Consider the following 18,437-nt stretch of genomic DNA (forward strand, 5'->3'; position numbering starts at 1 on the left):
CGTCAGATGCGTTGCGCGTGCGCCTCCAGGAAGCGCTCCGAAATGGTGAATCCCAATCCGGGCTTTTCAGGGATCGCTATCATACCGTCCTTTGCTTCGACAGTCTCCTCGACCAGATCGTGGATCATCGGATTGGCGCCCAGCGAATATTCGACGACGAAGCTCGCGGGCGAGGCCGCGCAGACATGCAGCCCGGCAAAGAAGCAGGGTGCGCCGGCCCAAAGATGCGGCGCAAAGCGCAGGTTGAAGGCGCTGGCGATGGTGCCGATCTTCATTGCCTCGCTGATGCCGCCGCAGAACGCGGGGTCCGGCTGGAAGATGTCGGCCGATTTCAGCACCGCGAGGTCGCGGAAGGCATAGCGCGTCGCCTCGCTCTCGCCGGTGGCGACGGGGACCGAGCCCGAGGCGCGCACCTCGGCCATACCAGGCTTGTCGTCGGCGATCACCGGCTCCTCGAACCAGGCGAGATCGAGATCGGCGGTGAGACTGATGAAGCGCTTCGCCTCGGCGACCGTGTAAGTGCCGTGCGCGTCGACCATCAACTCGACGTCCGGGCCGATCGCTTGCCGCGCGGCACGCACGCGCGCGGCCGAAATATGCGGCGCGCCGTCCATGGCGCCGACGCGCATCTTCAGCGCCTTGAAGCCGCCTTTGGCGATGTAGGATTTGAGCTGCTCGCCGATCGCGTCGGCCCCTGCCCAACCGCCCGACGCATAGGCCTGCATGCGCTCGACCTTGCGGCCGCCGAGCAGCCGCCACACCGGCTGCCCCAACGATTTGCCGAGGATGTCCCAGAGCGCGATGTCGACGGCGCTGATCGCCGCCACGCTCATGCCACGCCGCGCCAGCTGAGGCATGGCGTGGCCGCCATGGGCCGCCGTTTGATGGCGCACGCCGTTGTAGAGCATCTCCCAGATGATGCCGATGTCGGCCGGGTCGCGGCCGATAAGCTGCGGCGCAATCTCATGGTTCAGCATGTGGACCAGCGCGCCATAGCTGCCCGCGCTGCCGGCGGCGTTCTTGCCTTCGCCCCAGCCGACCAGGCCGTCCTCGGTCTCGATGCGCAGGATGGCGGCGTCGAACGTCGTCACCTGACCGAAGTCGCTGCGGTGCTGCCGCTCCGCTTCGATCGGTATGCGAACCCACCAGGCTTGGACGTTTCTGATACGCATCTTCATCCCCGGCCCCGCCGCCCGGCGAGGGCGGAAGGGCTAAGCTTCGATCGGATCCTCTACTTGATCAGCGGCAGCAACGTTTCGGCGGTGATGCGCATCTGGTCGGTGTAGAATTTCTCGGTGAGCACACTGGAGCCGTGGTCCTGGATAAATTTGAGCTGCTCGGGCGAGATGTCGACCGGGTTGCGCTCCACCATCTCCGGATAGGGAGCGGCCGGCGTGCGGTCGACGGGCGCGACGAACTCATTGGTCAGCGCGCCGTCATAGCCGATCTCCTTCAACGTGCCGACGATCTTCGGCCAATCGATCTGGCCGAGGCCAGCGGCGAAGCGGTTGTTGTCGGCGACATGGAAGTCGTAGAGGCGTTTTCCGACCTGCCGGATGGCGTCATAGACGTTAAATTCCTCCATGTGGATGTGGTAGGCGTCGAGGCAGACGCCGCATTCCGGGCTCACCGCGTCGGCGAGCGCCAGCGCCTGGGCGCCGCGGTTGAAGAGATAGGTCTCGAAGCGGTTGAGCGGCTCCACGGCGATCTTGACGCCGACCTTCTTGGCATGGGCGAAACATTCGCGCGTGGCGTCCACCACCCAGCCCCATTCTTCCGCCTCGGTGCCGTCCGGCACCACCTTGCCGACGGTCGCGGGAACCAGTGTGATGATCTCGCCGTCAAGCTCGCTCACCATGGTCAGCACGTCCTTGACGTATTGCACCGAGCGCTCGCGCTGGCCCTGGTTCTTGGCGGCAAGGTTGCGTTCGCCCAGCATCAGCGTCACCGCGCCCCAGCAGCGGATGCCGTGCTCCTTCAGCAGCGCGCGCGTCTCCTTGATCCGGTACTGCTCGGGCTCGCCGGAAATCTCGATCGACTCATAGCCGAACTTCTTGATGCGCTTGAGCGTCACCTCCAGCGGCTCCGCCCGCATCCAGTTGTGCGTCGAAAGATGCATGGTCTATCCTTCCCAGAATTCGCCTGTCACTTTTGCCCCGACGCCTCCGAAAAGAGCGCGCCGCACGATTCCTCCCCAAGGCGTTCCAGCGATTTTTCTTGAAAACTGGTTCGACCAATTGGGCCTGAGATGACCTCTACAGCAAATTCACATGAACGGCAAGGAGACCGCACATGACGGCCTGCTCTCCATGCAATTTGTTGATTTAAATGGATTAAATCTTCCTCTCACGGTTATGGCCGCTGCCTTTCCGCCGTTTGCTGTGGCTTGACCGGGTGGCTGGATTTGGTAATACCAGAATGACGCCCCGTTTTGGCGCCGACACCGAACGACCAAACAGGCTGGCCCTCATTCCAATCGGCGCTATGCTTGGTCGCGAAAACCGAGAAGGGAGGATGCCGATGCCGACGACAATGAAGGGTCCCGGCCTGTTTCTGGCGCAGTTCGCGGGCGACGCGGCGCCGTTCAATTCACTGGCCTCGATCACCAAATGGGCAGCCGGTCTGGGCTACAAGGGCGTGCAGATCCCGACCTGGGACGGGCGCCTGTTCGACCTCAAGAAGGCGGCATCGTCGAAGGCCTATTGCGACGAGGTAAAAGGCATATGCGCCGACGCCGGCGTCGAGATCACCGAGCTGTCGACGCACCTTCAGGGTCAGCTCGTCGCGGTGCATCCGGCCTATGACGCGCAGTTCGACGGCTTCGCGCCAGCCGAGGTGCACAACAATCCGAAAGCCCGGCAGAAATGGGCGGTAGAGCAGATGGAGTTCGCCGCCAAGGCGTCGAAGAATCTCGGCCTCAAGGCGTCGGTGAGCTTCAGTGGCGCGCTCGCCTTCCCCTATCTCTATCCTTGGCCGCAGCGGCCGCCGGGGCTGATCGAGGAGGCCTTCGCCGAGCTCGGCCAGCGCTGGAAGCCGATCCTCGACGTCTATGACGAGAACGGCGTCGACGTCGGCTACGAGATCCATCCGGGCGAGGACGTTTTCGACGGCGCGACCTTCGAGATGTTCCTCGACGCGGTCGGCGGCCACAAGCGCTGCAACATCAATTACGACCCGTCGCACTTCCTGTTGCAGCAGCTCGACTATCTCGAATTCATCGACATCTATCATGAGCGGATCAAGGCCTTCCATGTGAAAGACGCCGAGTTCAACCCGACGGGACGGCAAGGCGTCTATTCCGGCTATCAGGGCTGGGTGAATCGCGCCGGACGCTTCCGTTCGCTGGGCGACGGGCAGGTGGATTTCAGCGGCATCTTCTCCAAGCTCACCCAGTACAACTACGATTCCTGGGCGGTGCTGGAATGGGAATGCTGTCTCAAGCATCCCGAGGACGGCGCCGCCGAAGGCGCACCCTTCATCCAGCACCACATCATTCGGGTGACCGAGAGGGCATTCGACGATTTCGCCGGCGGCACGAGCGACAAGAAGCTGCTGCGGGCGATGATGGGAATCTAGCACTACTTTCCCTCCCCCTTTGAGGGGAGGGTGGATCCGCAAAGCGGATCGGGGTGGGGTCGCCGGGCGTGGAGCTCGGCATGAACCGACCCCACCTGGCCCTTCGGGCCACCCTCCCCGAGGGGAGGCATATCCGAGACAACGAGGGAGACAAAAAATGGTCGGCGCATCGAAGTCGGAAACGGGAGGCGGCCCGATCCGCTACGGCATGGTGGGCGGTGGGCAGGGCGCCTTCATCGGCGCGGTGCACCGGATCGCGGCGCGCATGGACAATGATTTCGTGCTGGTGGCCGGGGCGCTGTCGTCGAATCCGGAACGGGCAAAGGCTTCGGCCGAAGAACTCGGGCTCGATCCGTCCCGCAGCTACGGCTCCTATGCCGAGATGGCCAAGGCCGAAGCCAAGCGCCCGGACGGCATCGAGGCAGTGGCGATCGTGACGCCCAACAATGTGCATGTGCCTGCGGCGAAAGCCTTCCTCGAGGCCGGCATCCACGTGATCTGCGACAAGCCGCTGGCGACGTCGCTTGCCGAGGCGAAGAAGCTCGCGGCGCTGGTCGAAAAGACCGGCAAGGTGTTCGTGCTCACCCACAACTACACCGCCTATCCAATGGTGCGCCAGGCCCGCGAGATGGTGGCCAAGGGCCAGCTCGGCGACATCCGCATCGTGCAGTCGGAATATCCGCAGGACTGGCTGACGGAAGACCTCGCCGCCACCGGCCAGAAGCAGGCCTCCTGGCGCTCCGACCCGAAGCAGGCCGGCGCCGGCGGCGCGCTCGGCGACATCGGCACGCATGCCTACAACCTCGCTCGCTTCGTCTCGGGGCTGGAGCTCGATGCGCTCTCGGCCGATCTCGACGCCTTCGTGCCGGGCCGCCAACTCGACGACAACGTCAATGTGCTGCTGCGCTTCAAGCCGGTCGGCAACAAGCATCCGGCCAAGGGCATGATCTGGGCGAGCCAGGTGGCGCCTGGCCACGAGAACGGGCTGAAGCTGCGCATCTACGGCTCGAAGGGCGGGCTGGAATGGGTGCAGGCCGATCCTAACTATCTCTGGTACACGCCGTTCGGCCAGCCGAAGCAGTTACTGACGCGCGCCGGCGCCGGCGCGATGCCGGTCGCGGCGCGTGTGACGCGCGTGCCTTCGGGCCATCCGGAGGGCTATCTCGAAGGTTTCGCCAATATCTACCAGGAAGCCGCCCGCGCCATTCGCGCGGCGCGCAAGAAAGGCGGCAAGCTGGCTAAGGATGTGATCTTCCCGACAATCGCGGACGGCGTCGAAGGCATGGCCTTCATCGAGGCCTGCGTGAAGTCGTCGAAGAAGAATGGGGCGTGGACCAAATTGTAGTCGCGGCGATCGGCAGAGTCCCCCTCACCCGGATTGCCCCGAATTGCAAGGGCAATTCGGGGCAATCCGACCTCTCCCCCAGGGGAGAGGAGCTTGTCAGCGCCGGCGCCAACCTCTTCTCCCCTCGGGGAGAAGGTGGCCGCGAAGCGGCCGGATGAGGGGGCAACGCCTCGGGAGGGAACAGGCGGCTGTCAAAAGGGGGGAGGGGTGTCGATGAAGATCGGCATGTGCATGTTCTTGTGGACGACCAGCGTCTCGAAGAAGCACGACGCGCTGCTGAAGGACATCAAGGCGACCGGCTTCGACGGCGTAGAGATACCGGTGTTTTCCGGCGAGCCCGATGATTACAAAAGGCTCGGCGCGATGCTCGATCGCATCGGCCTGGAGCGCACGGCGGTCTCGGCCATGGGCGATCCGGCGATGAACCTGATCTCGCCGGACGCTGCGACGCGCAAGGCCGGTATCGACTACATGAAATGGGCGATCGACTGCAGCGCTGCGCTCGGCGCGGACCGATTGAGCGGGCCGCTGCATTCGACGCTCGGCGCTTTTTCCGGCAGCGGGCCGACGGCGGCCGAGAAGAAGCGTTCGATCGCTTCGCAGCGCGCCATCGGCGACCATGCCGGCAAGAAAGGCGTCACCATCGGGCTTGAGGCCCTCAACCGCTTCGAATGCTATCTGCTCAACACGATGGACGATCTGTCGGAGCATATCGACGCGATCGACCGCCCGCACATCAAGGCGATGTACGACACCTTCCACGCCAATATCGAGGAGATCGACCCGATCGGCGCCTATACGCGCAACGGCAAAAACATCGTCCATATCCATATCTCGGAGAACGACCGCGGTGTGCCGGGGCGGGGCAACATCCCGTGGAAGGAAACCTTCGCCGCCATTCGCAAGGGCGGCTATGACGACTGGCTGACCATCGAATCCTTCGGGCGTTCGCTGAAGGATCTGGCGGCGGCGACCAAGGTGTGGCGGGATTTCGCCGAGAGCCCCGAGGCGGTCTATCGCGAGGGGTACAGGCATATCAAGGATGGGTGGAGGAAGGCGGCGTAAGCCTTCCCTTCGTCATCCACGGGCGGAGCGGGAGCGAAGCGGACGCGGAGACCCGAGGATCCATCCGTGATGTCTACGCTCCGCAACGGTGCAGAGCGGGACCCCGAGTAAGCGCCACTTTTTGAACCGCTGCATTGCATGGCCTATGTCACGGAATGGATCCTCGGGTCTGCGCCGCGTCGCTTCCCTCCTTGCTTCGCCCGAGGATGACGAAGGCGCGAAACTACCCCTGCGCAGCCTGCAGCCTGTTGTAATCATGCAGCGTGCGACTGAGCCTGCGGCGCAGGAACTTCGAGATGTTGTCGAAGATGAAGACGACGAGCAGCGTCAGCAGAACCATGTAGAAGACGTTCGCCCAATTCGAGTTGGTGCGCATGGCTTCCCACAGCTTCAGGCCGATGCCGCCGGCGCCGACGGCGCCGATGATGGTGGCGCCGCGGGTGTTCGATTCCCACTGGTAGAGCGTCTGGCTGATGAAGATCGGCACCACTTCCGGCAGCACGCCGTAGCGCTGCACCAGGATGCCGTTGGCGCCGGTCGACAGCACGCCTTCGCGCGGCTTGTCGTCGATGTTTTCCAGCGCCTCCGAATAGGTTTTGCCGAGCGTGCCGATCTCGGTGAAGAAAATAGCGGCGCTTCCGGCCAGCGGGCCGGGGCCGAAGGCGCGAGTGAAGAACAGCGCCCAGATCAGCATGTCGACCGAGCGCATGAAGTCGAAGAAGCGCTTCAAGACCTGGCTGAGCAGGCCGCTCGGCGTGATGTTGCGGGCGGCGAAGAAGGCGAGCGGGAAGGCGACGATGCCACCGAGCAGCGTGCCGAGGAACGCCATGACGATGGTCTGCAGCAGCTTCGTCCAGACGTCGCCATGCTGCCACTGGGCGTTGTTCCAGATGTTGTCGGCGGCTAAAGCGAGGTTCGACGTGCCCGGCTGGAGCTCAGGACCGGAGAGGATCAGCGAGAACACCTCGCCGGCCTGCTTGCCGAAGAAGGGCGAGCGTGTGTCGAAGACGAAATTCGCCCAGCCGAGGAAGCGCCTGCGCACCTTGACGCGGTCGACGGTGACGCGCACCTCGCCAACAAAGCCCATCCTGGCGACGACCTCGTCGTCATGCACGGTCACCCAGTCCGGCACCGGACCTGTAACCACCGGCTTGCCGCCGGTCAGCGATATCGGCACGGTCTGGCCGTTGGCGACGATCGTCGCCCTGGTCTTGTCGAAGGTGACGGATTTGGCCTCACCGTCGATCTGCACGGTGTAGGTGCCGTCGGGATTGTTGATCACCCAATCCGGATCGGGATGTTCGCCGAGCGCGGAGAAGCGCGGATATTTCGGCGTGATCTCGGGCTGGTCGAGGCGGAATTCCGGCTGCAGGTCGTAGCTGATCCATTGCGACAGGAAGAGCGGCAGGCGCTCCCAGTGCGATTCCCTCAGCACCTGCGGCAGGCTGAAGAACCACAAGGCGTAGGCGAGATAAAGCAGGGTGCCGACGATTAGAAATAGCGGCCAGAAGCGCTTGTAGGCAGGCCGTTGGAACACCTGCGGGTGACGATCCTCGATGGCTTTGATTTCATCGACTGTCATGGCCATTTCAGGCACTCATCAAGAAGGCTTGTTCACCAACCAGCTTGCGGCGCAGCCAGGCGGAGAACTGGTCGACCAAGAAGATGGTGACGAAGAGAAGCAGCACCAGCGCCAGCGTCTTGGCGCCGAATCCGCGCGAGATGGCAAGCTTCAGCTCCTCGCCGATGCCGCCGCCGCCGACGGCGCCCATGATGGTCGAGATGCGCACGTTGATCTCGATCCTGAGCAGCGTATAGGACATGAAATTGGGCAGCACCTGCGGCAGGTCGGCGAAGCGCACCCGCTCGATCCAGTTGGCGCCGACCGCGCGCAGGCCTTCCTCGGGCCGCATGTCGATGTTCTCGTTGATCTCGTAGAACAGCTTGCCCAGCGCGCCGATCGAATGCAGGCCGATTGCGATGATGGCCGCGACCGGACCGATCGAGACGATGGCCGCGAACAGGCCGGCGATGACGATCTCCGGGAAGGCGCGCAGCAATTCCATGAAGCGCTTGACGATGAGCCGCAGGATCGGGCTCGGCGTCAGGTTGCGCGCGGCGATGAAGGAGAAGGGCACGGCGAAGACGAAGCCGATGAAGGTCGAGACCAGCGCGACGTTCACGGTGGTCAGCATCAGCTCGAAATATTCGGGGATGTAGAAGCCTCCCGAGATATAGACGCGGCCGAGCGGGAAGTTGAACTCCTGCGTGCCCTTGTCGTGCGGCGAGGCGATGTCGAACAGGGCCCGCCAGACGTCGTTCCAGTCCTTCGGGATAAGCCAGCTCAGGAAGTCGAGGATGTGCGGCAGCCGCTCGAAGAAATGGCCGGCATTGGCTTCGTCGGCGAACCACATGGTCGCGACCATGGCGACCAGCAGCAGGCCGACGCCGATCGCGGTGTAGAAGCGGCGCAGCGACGTCTGGCGCCGCCAGGCGTCGGCCTGCTGCCGCGTCGCTTCGGAATGAATTGTCGCTGTTGTCATGATCGGTGGATGCAAAAAGGGCGGCGTTGTTTTACGCCGCCCCTTTTTTCCTGATGCCGTCAGCCGCCGATCGCGGCTTTGCGGGCCTCGACGATGACTTTGTAGAAGTCCGGCTTCACCGGGACATAGCCGGTGAAATCGCCGCCCTCGACGCCTTCGAAGCAGGGCTTGTCCTTGGTCGGCAGCTGGGTGAAGAAGTCGGTGAGCTTGGCGGTCATGTCGGCGCCGAGCGCGGTGCGGACGACCAGCGGGCCGTTCGGGATCAGGCCCGAGCGCCACACTTCGACGAAGTCGTTCGGGTCGACGGCGCCCTTGGCGACTTCCTTGTGGAAGGTGCCGGAGGTGTAGCCGTTCTTGAAGTCGCCGATGCCGGAGGAATCGTCCACCGCCACGTCGACCTTGCCGTCGCGGACGGCAAGCACGTTGTTTTCATGACCGCCGTTGAACTGGGTCGAGGCGAAGTAGCTCTCGTTGGAAGCGCCGGTGTCCTTCGGAATCTGGGTCAGCGGGATCAGGTAGCCCGAGGTCGAATCCGGGTCGGCATAGCCGAGCTTCTTGCCCTTGGCCGACTTGATATCGGTGATGCCGGAAGTCTTCAGCGCCAAGCCGATCGAATAGTAACCGGTCGAGCCGTCGGTCTGCTTGGTGGTGAGGATCGGGGTGACGGCGTTCGGGTCCTTGAGATAGACGCTGGCGTAGCCGGACGCGCCGAGCTCGGCGAAGTCGAGCGTGCCGCCGAGCAGGCCCTGGATGACGCCGTCATAGTCGGCGGCCGGGAACAGCGAAACCTTCTCGAAGCCGAATTCGGCCTTCAGGTGGTCGGCGAGGCACTGGTAGTTGCGCAGGCGGTCGGTCTCGTTCTCGCCGCCGAGGATGCCGACGCGAAACTCCTTGATGTCGGCGGCGTGGGCGGCGCTTGCCGCCATGGCCAGCAACGATACGGCGCCAAAAACCATTTTCCTGAACATTGATCTCTCTCCTGTTTTGCCGGCTTCGCGCCGGCAGCGTTCGAATTTTGAGTTCAGCCTTTGACGCGGGCGGGCGATCCGGGTTGCTCTTGCCGAAATCCACGATTTGCCCGGAGCGGCTACGATCCGGGCGATGGACTCAATAGCCAGGGAAGGCCGGTTCGAGCGTTCCGGCGGATGCGGTGATCTTCGGCTTGATGTTGACGGCGGTCGACGTGATGGCCTCGGAGATCTCGACCCCGTTGGCGTCGGCGCCATAGACGGTGCGCACGGCATCGCGGTCGAGATCCTCCGGCGCGCCGTCGAAGACGACCTTGCCGGCGGCCATGCCGATGATGCGGTTGCAGTAGGCGCGGGCGGTGTCCAGCGTGTGCAGGTTGGTGACGACGGTGATGCCTTCGCGCAAATTGATGTCGCGCAGCGAGTCCATCACCACCTTGGCGTTGAGCGGGTCGAGCGAGGCGATCGGCTCGTCGGCCAGAAGCACCTTCGGCTGCTGCATCATGGCGCGCGCGATCGCCACGCGCTGCTGCTGGCCGCCGGACAGCGTGCCGGCCGGCTGCAGCGCGGTGCGGGCGATATCGAGGCGCTCGAGCGCCGCCACCGCCTCTGCGCATTCGGTGCGCGAGAACATGCCGAGCAGGTTTGAAAGCGTCGAGCGATGGTTGAGGCGGCCGAGCAGCACGTTGGTCAGCACGTCGAGGCGCGGCACGAGGTTGAACTGCTGGAAGATCATGGCGCAGTCGCGCTGCCAGCGGCGCAGCGGCGAGCCCTGCAGGCTGGAAACCTCGGCGCCGTCAAAAAAAATCGACCCCTGGCTAGGGTCGATGAGACGGTTGATCATGCGCAGAAGCGTCGACTTTCCGGCGCCGGAGCGGCCGATGATGCCGACCATCTGGCCCTGCGGGATCGAGACGTTGATGTCGCTGACAGCGGTGTTCTTGCCAAATCGTCGGGTTACGCCGCGGATTTCCAGCGTGGCCGATGATGCTGACATGGCAAGACTCCGGTACATCGCGGTTTCGAAGGTCCGTTAACCTTCGCTAGCGCAGCCCCATGAAGCTGGGGTGTCGGATTGATGTCAGTTTTGTTACGACCCACAGGCTTGGCGGGTCATTCCAGGACAAGCAATTCCTCGAAATGCTCCATGTCCTTGAAGCTGCAGAAGGCCGGCGGGCGCAATTCGATCACCGGAGCCTCGCGATCGAGGAACGCCAGGCACTCGTCGAACAGATCCTGCCAGGCGGACACTCGCTCGTCGGCAAGCCGGCGGATCTGATAGGCGAAAGTGATGTGGAAGACATAAGTGTCGTGGTCCGGATGGCGGTAGCCGAACGGGACCGAGAGCGCGTCGCGCCACAGGCGCAGGATACGATCGTCCTCCGCGGACGCACCGGCGACCGTAAGGCCGTTCGGGGTGACGCCGATGGCCTTGATCCTGAATGCGCCTTTGCCCTCGAAGTGCTGCAGCCGCTCGAGATAGAGGCGGGTCATGTCGTCGATGCTGGCGTCGAGCGGCACGTCGGCCGGCCAGAAAGGAAGGCGGCGCCGGTACTCGATGATGCCTTGGAACAGGGTCATGTGCAGGCTGGAGATCGGCGTGAAGGCGAGGCGGTCGGCGTCGGGCATGGCGCGGATGCGCTCGCGCACCTCGATGACCGCGGCTTCCGATCGCGAGCCCGGGACGAGGTGGCTGACGACCGTGTTGCCGGGCTCGAGGAGGAAGTTGCCCGATCTGTCGTAGCGCGTGCCGAGATGCACCGGCGGCGTCGGGTTGGTGCCTTCGAAGAAGGAGGCGAGCGAGGGTTTTGCTTTGTCGAGCATGACGATCTCCTTTGGCGGAGATGGCGTCCTGTCCGAGTCACATGTCAAAGGTGTGAAACCTTCGCATCTCCCAGCATGCGGTGCATCACGAAAGCGTCGACATAGCCTAGCTGCGGATGGTCGAACGCCTGCGGAATCGTGCCGACAATGGCGAAGCCCAGGCGCTGCCAAAGCTTCACCGCCCGCTCGTTGGCGCTGATGACGAAGTTGAACTGCATGGCTCGAAAGCCAAGTTCGGCGGCCCGTTGCAGGGAATGCTCGCACATCGCGGTGGCAATGCCGTGTGCCGTCGATGCGGCCGACGTGACGTAGCCGCAATTGGCGACATGCGCGCCGCCGCCGCGCTGGTTGGCATGGAGGAAGTAGCATCCGGCTATTTCGCCTGCATCCTCGGACACGAATACTTCGTTGCCTTCGGAAAACCAGTAGCCCAGCCCCTGGTCGCGGTTCCAGTCGCGGGGCAGCGCATAGGTTTCGCCCGCCCGCAGGACAGGTTCAAGTATGGACCAGATCGCATCTGCATCGGCCGGTGTGGCGGGACGAATGGTCGGCAAGGTCAAGAACCCACGTAGGATGGATCAAAGCCAGATCGTGGCGAGGATGCCGAAAAAGATCAGAACGACAAAGGCTGTCACGAATCCGGGCTTCACGCCAGAGGCCGGAGGTGCGGGAATGTCCCTTCACAAGGGTTGCATAAAACCCTCAAACATTCCGTATATTAGCATTGGTGCATTTTCCTGAACACCGACGAAAACGCGAGAGGCCGGCACTAGCCGCCATACTTCTCCAGGAAAGCCTCGGCCGAGAGCTCGCGGAAATCGTCGAGTGCCGAGCGCAGCCGGGCATGGTCCCAATCCCACCAGGCGAGCGCCTGGTAGCGTTCGGCGGTGCGGCGGTCGAAGCGCTCGCGGATCGGTTTTGCCGGCACGCCGGCCACGATGGTGTAAGGCGCGACATCCTTCGACACCACCGCGCCCGCGCCGACCGCGGCGCCGTCGCCGACGGTTACGCCCGGCAGGATGGTCGAGCCGTGACCGAGCCAGGTGTCGTGGCCGATGGTGACCCGTTTGGCGCGGCGCTGGGCAAAGAACTCGCTCTCATGCTCGGCATCGTCCCAGTAGTCCGAGGCGCGATAGGTGAAGTGGTGCAGCGTCGGCCGCGAGATCGGGTGGTTGGTGGCGTTGATGCGCACTGCGGCCGCGATGTTGGAGAACTTTCGAATGGTCGCGCACCAGACGGCGCAATCCTGCATCATGTAGGAATAGTCGCCGAGCTCGCTTTCCGAGACGCGGCTGCGCTCGGCGATCTCGGTCCAGCGGCCGAGCTTCGAGTTCTCGACCTCAGCCGTCTCGTGAACCAGCGGCGCCTCCGAAAGCTTCTTCGTCATGCGGCGATCTTTCCGGCGGCGAAGGCGGTGACATCGATGACGCGGTCGGCCACCGCGTCGCGCACGTCCTGGTCATGGAAGATGCCGAGCAGAGCAACGCCAGCCGCCTTCTTGGCGGCAATGAGCTCGACCACGACATCGCGGTTCCTGGCGTCGAGTGAAGCGGTCGGCTCGTCGAGCAGCAGGATCGGATGCTCGGTGATGAAGCCGCGCGCGATGTTGACGCGCTGCTGCTCGCCGCCGGAGAATGTCGCCGGCGGCAGCGCCCAGAGCTTTTCCGGCAAATTGAGTTGCGCAAGCAAGGTGCGTGCTTTCTCCCGCGCCGCCTCTCTGTCCTCGCCGCGCTCGACCAGCGGCTCGGCGACGACGTCGAGCGCCGAAACACGCGGCACGGTGCGCAGGAACTGGCTGACATAACCGATGGTGTGGCGGCGCACGGAGAGCACGGTGCGCGGGCCGGCGGAGGCGAGGTCGATCAGCCCGCCACCGTGCTGGACGATGATCTGGCCAGCGTCGACGGCATAGTTGCCGTAGAGCATCTTCAAGATCGAGCTTTTTCCGGCGCCCGACGGGCCGCCGAGCACCGCGCATTCGCCGGAGCGGATCGAGAAGGAGACGCCCGCCACCACCGGCAGCGTGACGCCGTCGCGCAGATGCATAGTGAAGCTTTTGGCGACATCGGAAACGACGAGAGGGGTGGGCATCAGAAAGTGCTCCTGTCGCTGTTTGCGTGGTGGCTGAAGCACCCCCACCCGGACCTTCGGTCCGACCTCCCCACAAGGGGGAGGTAGGGCGCCGGCGTTCCACCCTCCCCCTTGTGGGGAGGGTCGCTGCGAAGCGGCGGGGTGGGGGTAGGTGCCAAGGAAATGCGTTCCATCATCACACCTGTAAAATCGAAGACACGAGCAACTGCGTATACGGCGCGCGCGGGTCGTCGAGCACGCGGTCGGTGAGGCCGCTTTCGACGACGCGGCCGTCCTTCATCACCATCATGCGCTGCGACAGAAGCCGCGCCACGGCGAGGTCGTGCGTGACGACAATGGCCGCGAGGCCGAGATCGGTGACAAGCCCTCGCAATAGGTCGAGCAGGCGCGCCTGCACCGAAACGTCGAGCCCGCCGGTCGGCTCGTCCATGAACACCAGCCGCGGTCCCGTCACCAGGTTGCGGGCGATCTGCAGGCGCTGGCGCATGCCGCCGGAAAAGGCGCGCGGTTCGTCGTCGATGCGGTCTTCGTCTATCTCGACACGCGACAGCCAGTCGACGGCAGTGGCGCGGATCCTGCCGTAGTGGCAGTCGCCGACCGCCATCAGCCGCTCGCCGACATTGGCGCCGGCCGACACCGTCATGCGCAGGCCGTCGGCCGGGTTCTGATGGACAAAGCCCCAGTCGGTGCGCATCAGGAAGCGGCGCTCTGCCTCACTCATGCGGTAGAGCTCGCGCCACTGGCCGTCACGCATGCGGTAGCTCGCCGTGCCGGAGGAGGGCAGCAGCCGCGTCGACAGGCAGTTGAGCAGCGTCGTCTTGCCTGAGCCGGATTCGCCGACCACCGCCAGGACCTCGCCCGGCCACAGATCGAAAGTGACGTTCTCGCAGCCGACACGCGAGCCGTAGAATTTGGACAGCGCCGAGACGCGCAGCAGCGGTTCGTCGGTCATTGGGCCTCCTTACCCTCCCCCTTGTGGGGAGGGTCGGCGCGCAGCGCCGGGGTGGGGGTTGAGGAAGAAGAAAATTGGTCATGACCCCCACCCGCGCCTTCGGCGCGACCTCCCCACAAGGGGGAGGTAGGATCGCTGCGTCGCTTCTCGCAGTGATCGGTGTCCGAGCAGACGAACATGTGGCCGCCATGGTCATCGAGGATGACCTCGTCGAGATAGACGTTCTCGGCGCCGCAGAGCGCGCAGGGCTGGTCGAAGGTCTGCACCTCGAAGGGATGGTCCTCGAAATCGAGGCTGACGACGTCGGTGAAAGGCGGCACCGCATAGATGCGCTTCTCGCGGCCGGCGCCGAAGAGCTGCAACGCCGGCGAACGATGCATCTTCGGATTGTCGAATTTCGGCGTCGGCGACGGGTCCATCACATAGCGGCCCTCGACCTTGACCGGATAGGCATAGGTGGTGGCGATGCGGCCGTGCCTGGCGATGTCCTCATAGAGCTTTACATGCATGAGGCCGTATTCCTCCAGCGCGTGCATCTTGCGCGTCTCGGTCTCGCGCGGCTCGAGGAAGCGCAGCGGCTCAGGGATCGGCACCTGGAAGACCAACACCTGGCCCGCGTTGAGCGGATGCTCCGGGATGCGGTGGCGGGTCTGGATGATCGTGGCCTTGGCGGTCTCCGTCGTGACCGCGACCTTGGCGACCTTCTTGAAGAAGGCGCGGATCGAGACGGCGTTGGTGGTGTCGTCGGCGCCCTGGTCGATGACTTTCAGCACGTCATCCGGGCCGATGATCGAGGCCGTGACCTGGACGCCGCCGGTGCCCCAGCCATAGGGCATCGGCATCTCGCGCGAGGCGAAAGGCACCTGATAGCCGGGAATGGCAATGCCCTTGAGGATCGCGCGGCGGATCATCCGCTTGGTCTGCTCGTCGAGATAGGCGAAGTTGTAGGTGGCGATCTCTGTCGGTTGCACGTTCATTCCGCGGCCTCCCTTTTCTCTTCACCGTTGCCGTCGTTTTCCCGCGCCTCGTATTCGGCGCGCATGCGCCGGACCAGGTCGAGCTCGGCCTGGAAGTCGACATAGTGCGGCAGCTTGAGGTGCTCGACGAAGCCGGTCGCCTGGACGTTGTCGGAGTGCGAGATGACGAACTCCTCGTCCTGCGCGGCGGCAATCACATCCTCGCCGAGCTCGGTGGCGCGCAACGCCCGGTCGCAGAGCGCCATGGCCATCGCCTTGCGCTCGCTCTGGCCGTAGACCAAGCCGTAGCCGCGGGTGAATTGCGGCGGCGCCTTGGCCGAGCCCTTGAACTGGTTGACCATCTGGCACTCGGTGACGCGGATCGAGCCCAGCGGCGCGGCGAAAGGCAGCTCGGGCACGTCGAGCTCCAGTTCGACCTCGCCGATGCGCACCTCGCCGACAAAGGGGTGATTGCGCGCATAGCCGCGCTGCGTCGAATAGCCGAGCGCCAGCAGGAAACCCTCGTCGCCGCGCGACAGCACCTGCAGGCGGATGTCGCGCGCCATCGGGAATTGCAGCGGCTCGCGGGTGATGTCGCCGGGGATATGGTCAAGCGGCATGTCGCCATCCGCCTCGATCAGGCCCTCATGGGCGAGGATCGCGGAGACGCGCGGCATGGCTTCCGCTTCGGCCGAGCGCTGCGCGGGCGTCTCGACTTCGGCGCCGGCGGCAAGCTCCGGATCGAGCAGCCGGTGTGTGTAGTCGAAGGTCGGGCCGAGCACCTGGCCGCCGGGCAGGTCCTTGTACGTGGCCGACACGCGCCGCTCGATCTGCATGGCGCCGGTGTCGACCGGGTTGGTGTAGCCGAAGCGCGGCAGCGTGGTGCGGTAGGCGCGCACCAGGAAGATCGCCTCGATCATGTCGCCCCGCGCCTGGATGACGGCCAAAGCGGCGAGCTCGCGGTCGTAGAGCGAGCCTTCGCTCATCACCCGGTCGACTCCGAGCGCAAGCTGCTCGACGATCTGATCGAGACGCAGGGCCGGCACCGAGCGGTCGCCGCGGCGGCGATCGGCAAGCAGGCGATGGGCGTTGGCGATTGCGGCTTCGCCGCCTTTCACCGCGACATACATGTCATGCCTCCATCGTCTTGATGCGGGTGGTGCGCGGCAGGCAAGCGAGGTGGCCGGGCGCCGCCAGGATGATGTCGACGCCGCGCGGGAAACGCTGGTTGTTCTGCTTCCACTGCTCGACGAAATGGCGCGGCATGCCTGTCGGCGCGATCATCGCCGTCTTCTCGATGCCGGGGCCTTCGAGCAGCAGCGACGGACCGGAAGCGAGATCGTCGACCAAAAGGATCAACGTCGTCGAGCGGTCGGGATATTCCTGCGTGCCCTGCGAGAAACCGTCGAGCGCCGCCATCTCCGCCGGGTTGGCTACCAAAGCGAAATGCGCGTCGGCAGGCGTGTTGGCCAACGGCGCGCCGGTGTGGAAGCCGAGCCAGGCTTTCACAGACGCTTCGGCCTGCAGCCGCGGATCGATCCAGATCGGCGTGTCGTTGTCGCACAGCGACAACGCGACGGCGCCGGCGGTCGCCGACAGCGGCGCCGGTGGTTGGGCGAGCGCCGGCAGCGCCTGGACACTGCCCGGGCGCGCCATGGCGTCCATGATGGCGCGGAATACGACTTGAGCGTTGAAGACGGGATCGGCGAAGCCTCCTTCGATCGATTGCGTGGCGATATCCATCAGTCCTCTCCGCGCACCATGGTGAAGAAATCGACTTTCGTGGCCGCCGTCTCGACGCGCCGTTTCTCGCGCGCCGCATTGAGCGCAGCACGCAACGGCGCGACCAGCTTGGTCTCGACCGCCTCGCGATGAACGGGGTCCTGCCAGAGCGCGTCGGCGATCGCGGCGAGCCTGGCTTTGCCCTTGTCGCGGCCGAGCGCATAGGAATGGCCGACCTGTCCGGAAGGGAGCCGCACGGTGGCGCGGGTGACGGTCGCCTCGCCGACATTGAAGTGCGCGCCGCCGCCGCCGATCCTGCCACGCACCGTCACCAGTCCGGTTTCCGGGCCGCGCAGCAGTTCGGCCTCCAAGGGCAGGCCGGAGCCGTTCCAAAGACGCGCGATCTCTTCGGGCGCTGCGCGCGCCAGCGTCGCCATAACGGCTTTTCGCTCGGCCTGCTCGCGCGCTTCCTGTCCTCGCATCGCTTCACTCCTCGCATGGAATGGATTTGTCTATTGATATAGACAACCATACAAATTATACTCATCACGTAACCGGAGTCCATGACGCGTGGATGACAAGGGGCGCAAAAGTTAGGGGCAAGACGTTGGGGGCGGGGAAATGACTGGGCTGGCGAGCAGCATCGAAAGGCGCAACGGCGTGTCGCTGTGGCGGCAGATCGCCGACAGGATTCTGCAGGGGATCGCCAATGGCGATTTCGTCGAGAATGCGGCGCTGCCGCCCGAGGTCGCCTTGGCCGAGCGCTACGGCGTCAACCGCCATACGGTGCGCAGCGCCATTGCCGCGCTGGTGCAGGAAGGCGTGCTAAGGGCCGAGCAGGGGCGCGGCACCTTCGTTTTGTCGCGCAAGCGCCTGTCCTATCCGATCGGCGCGCGGACTCGCTTTTCGACCGGTCTGCAAGGGCAGACGAGCGAGCGGCACATCGCGCTCTTGTCGTCATCGACCGAGCCGGCCAACCGCCGCATCGCCGAAGCGCTCGCCATCGCCAGGGGGGCGGCCGTGATCCGTCTGGAGACGCGCGGCGAGGCCGACGGGCATGCGGTGTCGCGCGCGACGACCTGGTTCGATGCCAAGCGCTTCGCCGGCATCGAGGCCGCTATGACCGAGACGGGATCGATCACGGCCTCGCTGAAGCGCTTCGGCATCAACGATTATCTGAGGCACTCGACGGTGCTGTCGGCGCGCCATGCCGACGCCGACGACCTTGCCGATCTCGACCTGCAGCCGGGCGCCATCGTGCTTGTCACGGTTGCCATCAATGTGACGCTCGACGGCCAGCCGATCCAGTTCGCGGAGTCGCGGTTTCCCGCCGAGCGGGTGGAGTTGAGGCTTTCGGCGTTGTAGGAGATGCTGGCCTTATACGAGAGCTGATTG

Annotated in this window: 19 protein-coding genes; 4 read left to right on the forward strand and 15 right to left on the reverse strand. The window is 64.6% G+C overall.

Annotated features, from left to right (window positions below; translation table 11 throughout):
* Positions 1 to 2: 2 nt before the first annotated feature.
* A complete protein-coding gene (locus QAZ47_RS10095) occupies positions 3 to 1,172 on the reverse strand; it encodes a mandelate racemase/muconate lactonizing enzyme family protein (RefSeq protein WP_278233138.1) in 1,170 nt (389 codons plus the stop codon).
* A gap of 59 nt (positions 1,173 to 1,231) precedes the next feature.
* Complete coding sequence (locus QAZ47_RS10100) at positions 1,232 to 2,119, reverse strand: sugar phosphate isomerase/epimerase (RefSeq protein WP_278073785.1); 888 nt, start codon at positions 2,117 to 2,119, stop codon at positions 1,232 to 1,234.
* 401 nt (positions 2,120 to 2,520) lie between these two features.
* Between QAZ47_RS10100 and QAZ47_RS10105 the strand changes: the two genes are divergently transcribed.
* The 3 genes from QAZ47_RS10105 (at position 2,521) to QAZ47_RS10115 (ending at position 5,986) form a co-directional block, all read left to right on the forward strand.
* Positions 2,521 to 3,576 (forward strand): sugar phosphate isomerase/epimerase, encoded by a 1,056-nt coding sequence (locus QAZ47_RS10105; RefSeq protein WP_278233139.1) that lies wholly within the window; start codon positions 2,521 to 2,523, stop codon positions 3,574 to 3,576.
* Between the two features lie 157 nt (positions 3,577 to 3,733).
* A complete protein-coding gene (locus QAZ47_RS10110; protein ID WP_278233140.1) occupies positions 3,734 to 4,921 on the forward strand; it encodes a Gfo/Idh/MocA family oxidoreductase in 1,188 nt (395 codons plus the stop codon).
* A gap of 213 nt (positions 4,922 to 5,134) precedes the next feature.
* Complete coding sequence (locus QAZ47_RS10115) at positions 5,135 to 5,986, forward strand: sugar phosphate isomerase/epimerase (protein ID WP_278233141.1); 852 nt, start codon at positions 5,135 to 5,137, stop codon at positions 5,984 to 5,986.
* 223 nt (positions 5,987 to 6,209) lie between these two features.
* Here QAZ47_RS10115 and phnE (QAZ47_RS10120) read toward each other — a convergent pair whose 3' ends face one another.
* From phnE (QAZ47_RS10120) to phnG, 13 genes are all read right to left on the reverse strand, one after another.
* Positions 6,210 to 7,574 (reverse strand): phosphonate ABC transporter, permease protein PhnE, encoded by a 1,365-nt coding sequence (gene phnE / locus QAZ47_RS10120; protein ID WP_278233142.1) that lies wholly within the window; start codon positions 7,572 to 7,574, stop codon positions 6,210 to 6,212.
* A gap of 1 nt (position 7,575) precedes the next feature.
* A complete protein-coding gene (gene phnE / locus QAZ47_RS10125; protein ID WP_278233143.1) occupies positions 7,576 to 8,529 on the reverse strand; it encodes a phosphonate ABC transporter, permease protein PhnE in 954 nt (317 codons plus the stop codon).
* 59 nt (positions 8,530 to 8,588) lie between these two features.
* Positions 8,589 to 9,497, reverse strand: a complete 909-nt coding sequence (gene phnD, locus QAZ47_RS10130; RefSeq protein ID WP_278073791.1) for a phosphonate ABC transporter substrate-binding protein — start codon at positions 9,495 to 9,497, stop codon at positions 8,589 to 8,591.
* A 139-nt stretch (positions 9,498 to 9,636) separates the two neighbouring features.
* A complete protein-coding gene (phnC, locus tag QAZ47_RS10135; RefSeq protein ID WP_278206606.1) occupies positions 9,637 to 10,494 on the reverse strand; it encodes a phosphonate ABC transporter ATP-binding protein in 858 nt (285 codons plus the stop codon).
* 116 nt (positions 10,495 to 10,610) lie between these two features.
* Complete coding sequence (locus QAZ47_RS10140) at positions 10,611 to 11,321, reverse strand: DUF1868 domain-containing protein (protein WP_278233144.1); 711 nt, start codon at positions 11,319 to 11,321, stop codon at positions 10,611 to 10,613.
* Positions 11,322 to 11,365: 44 nt separating this feature from the next.
* Complete coding sequence (locus QAZ47_RS10145) at positions 11,366 to 11,881, reverse strand: N-acetyltransferase (RefSeq protein ID WP_278233145.1); 516 nt, start codon at positions 11,879 to 11,881, stop codon at positions 11,366 to 11,368.
* A 209-nt stretch (positions 11,882 to 12,090) separates the two neighbouring features.
* Entirely contained in the window at positions 12,091 to 12,708 is a 618-nt protein-coding gene (locus QAZ47_RS10150) for a DapH/DapD/GlmU-related protein (RefSeq protein WP_278073794.1), read from the reverse strand.
* The gene (gene phnL, locus QAZ47_RS10155) at positions 12,705 to 13,412 is read right to left on the reverse strand and encodes a phosphonate C-P lyase system protein PhnL (RefSeq protein ID WP_278233146.1); all 708 of its coding nucleotides are present in this window, start codon (positions 13,410 to 13,412) and stop codon (positions 12,705 to 12,707) included. The genes QAZ47_RS10150 and phnL overlap by 4 nt, the downstream gene beginning before the upstream one ends.
* A gap of 175 nt (positions 13,413 to 13,587) precedes the next feature.
* Positions 13,588 to 14,364: a phosphonate C-P lyase system protein PhnK gene (gene phnK, locus QAZ47_RS10160; protein ID WP_278233147.1), complete on the reverse strand. Its 777-nt coding sequence runs from the start codon at positions 14,362 to 14,364 to the stop codon at positions 13,588 to 13,590.
* Positions 14,361 to 15,341: an alpha-D-ribose 1-methylphosphonate 5-phosphate C-P-lyase PhnJ gene (locus QAZ47_RS10165; RefSeq protein WP_278233148.1), complete on the reverse strand. Its 981-nt coding sequence runs from the start codon at positions 15,339 to 15,341 to the stop codon at positions 14,361 to 14,363. The genes phnK and QAZ47_RS10165 overlap by 4 nt, the downstream gene beginning before the upstream one ends.
* On the reverse strand, positions 15,338 to 16,450 hold the full coding sequence (locus QAZ47_RS10170) for a carbon-phosphorus lyase complex subunit PhnI (RefSeq protein ID WP_278233149.1): 1,113 nt from the start codon (positions 16,448 to 16,450) through the stop codon (positions 15,338 to 15,340). Before QAZ47_RS10170 ends, QAZ47_RS10165 begins: the two co-directional genes overlap by 4 nt.
* A gap of 1 nt (position 16,451) precedes the next feature.
* The gene (gene phnH, locus QAZ47_RS10175) at positions 16,452 to 17,063 is read right to left on the reverse strand and encodes a phosphonate C-P lyase system protein PhnH (protein ID WP_278233150.1); all 612 of its coding nucleotides are present in this window, start codon (positions 17,061 to 17,063) and stop codon (positions 16,452 to 16,454) included.
* Positions 17,063 to 17,524 carry a phosphonate C-P lyase system protein PhnG gene (gene phnG / locus QAZ47_RS10180; protein WP_278233151.1) on the reverse strand — a complete coding sequence of 154 codons (462 nt, stop codon included), beginning with the start codon at positions 17,522 to 17,524 and terminating at the stop codon, positions 17,063 to 17,065. The genes phnH and phnG overlap by 1 nt, the downstream gene beginning before the upstream one ends.
* 139 nt (positions 17,525 to 17,663) lie before the next feature.
* On the opposite strand from phnG, the gene phnF reads away from it, so the two are divergent.
* Positions 17,664 to 18,407: a phosphonate metabolism transcriptional regulator PhnF gene (gene phnF / locus QAZ47_RS10185; protein ID WP_278233152.1), complete on the forward strand. Its 744-nt coding sequence runs from the start codon at positions 17,664 to 17,666 to the stop codon at positions 18,405 to 18,407.
* Positions 18,408 to 18,437 lie beyond the last annotated feature (30 nt).

This window comes from Mesorhizobium sp. WSM4904 (assembly GCF_029674545.1).
Taxonomy (GTDB): domain Bacteria; phylum Pseudomonadota; class Alphaproteobacteria; order Rhizobiales; family Rhizobiaceae; genus Mesorhizobium.

What these genes read in the sequence shown, in the direction of transcription:
- QAZ47_RS10095 (WP_278233138.1), bottom strand. Translation starts at nt 1,172, where the DNA reads ATGCGTATCAGAAACGTCCAAGCCTGGTGGGTTCGCATACCGATCGAA.
- QAZ47_RS10100 (WP_278073785.1), bottom strand. Translation starts at nt 2,119, where the DNA reads ATGCATCTTTCGACGCACAACTGGATGCGGGCGGAGCCGCTGGAGGTG.
- QAZ47_RS10105 (WP_278233139.1), top strand. Translation starts at nt 2,521, where the DNA reads ATGCCGACGACAATGAAGGGTCCCGGCCTGTTTCTGGCGCAGTTCGCG.
- QAZ47_RS10110 (WP_278233140.1), top strand. Translation starts at nt 3,734, where the DNA reads ATGGTCGGCGCATCGAAGTCGGAAACGGGAGGCGGCCCGATCCGCTAC.
- QAZ47_RS10115 (WP_278233141.1), top strand. Translation starts at nt 5,135, where the DNA reads ATGAAGATCGGCATGTGCATGTTCTTGTGGACGACCAGCGTCTCGAAG.
- phnE (WP_278233142.1), bottom strand. Translation starts at nt 7,574, where the DNA reads ATGGCCATGACAGTCGATGAAATCAAAGCCATCGAGGATCGTCACCCG.
- phnE (WP_278233143.1), bottom strand. Translation starts at nt 8,529, where the DNA reads ATGACAACAGCGACAATTCATTCCGAAGCGACGCGGCAGCAGGCCGAC.
- phnD (WP_278073791.1), bottom strand. Translation starts at nt 9,497, where the DNA reads ATGTTCAGGAAAATGGTTTTTGGCGCCGTATCGTTGCTGGCCATGGCG.
- phnC (WP_278206606.1), bottom strand. Translation starts at nt 10,494, where the DNA reads ATGTCAGCATCATCGGCCACGCTGGAAATCCGCGGCGTAACCCGACGA.
- QAZ47_RS10140 (WP_278233144.1), bottom strand. Translation starts at nt 11,321, where the DNA reads ATGCTCGACAAAGCAAAACCCTCGCTCGCCTCCTTCTTCGAAGGCACC.
- QAZ47_RS10150 (WP_278073794.1), bottom strand. Translation starts at nt 12,708, where the DNA reads ATGACGAAGAAGCTTTCGGAGGCGCCGCTGGTTCACGAGACGGCTGAG.
- phnL (WP_278233146.1), bottom strand. Translation starts at nt 13,412, where the DNA reads ATGCCCACCCCTCTCGTCGTTTCCGATGTCGCCAAAAGCTTCACTATG.
- phnK (WP_278233147.1), bottom strand. Translation starts at nt 14,364, where the DNA reads ATGACCGACGAACCGCTGCTGCGCGTCTCGGCGCTGTCCAAATTCTAC.
- QAZ47_RS10165 (WP_278233148.1), bottom strand. Translation starts at nt 15,341, where the DNA reads ATGAACGTGCAACCGACAGAGATCGCCACCTACAACTTCGCCTATCTC.
- QAZ47_RS10170 (WP_278233149.1), bottom strand. Translation starts at nt 16,450, where the DNA reads ATGTATGTCGCGGTGAAAGGCGGCGAAGCCGCAATCGCCAACGCCCAT.
- phnH (WP_278233150.1), bottom strand. Translation starts at nt 17,063, where the DNA reads ATGGATATCGCCACGCAATCGATCGAAGGAGGCTTCGCCGATCCCGTC.
- phnG (WP_278233151.1), bottom strand. Translation starts at nt 17,524, where the DNA reads ATGCGAGGACAGGAAGCGCGCGAGCAGGCCGAGCGAAAAGCCGTTATG.
- phnF (WP_278233152.1), top strand. Translation starts at nt 17,664, where the DNA reads ATGACTGGGCTGGCGAGCAGCATCGAAAGGCGCAACGGCGTGTCGCTG.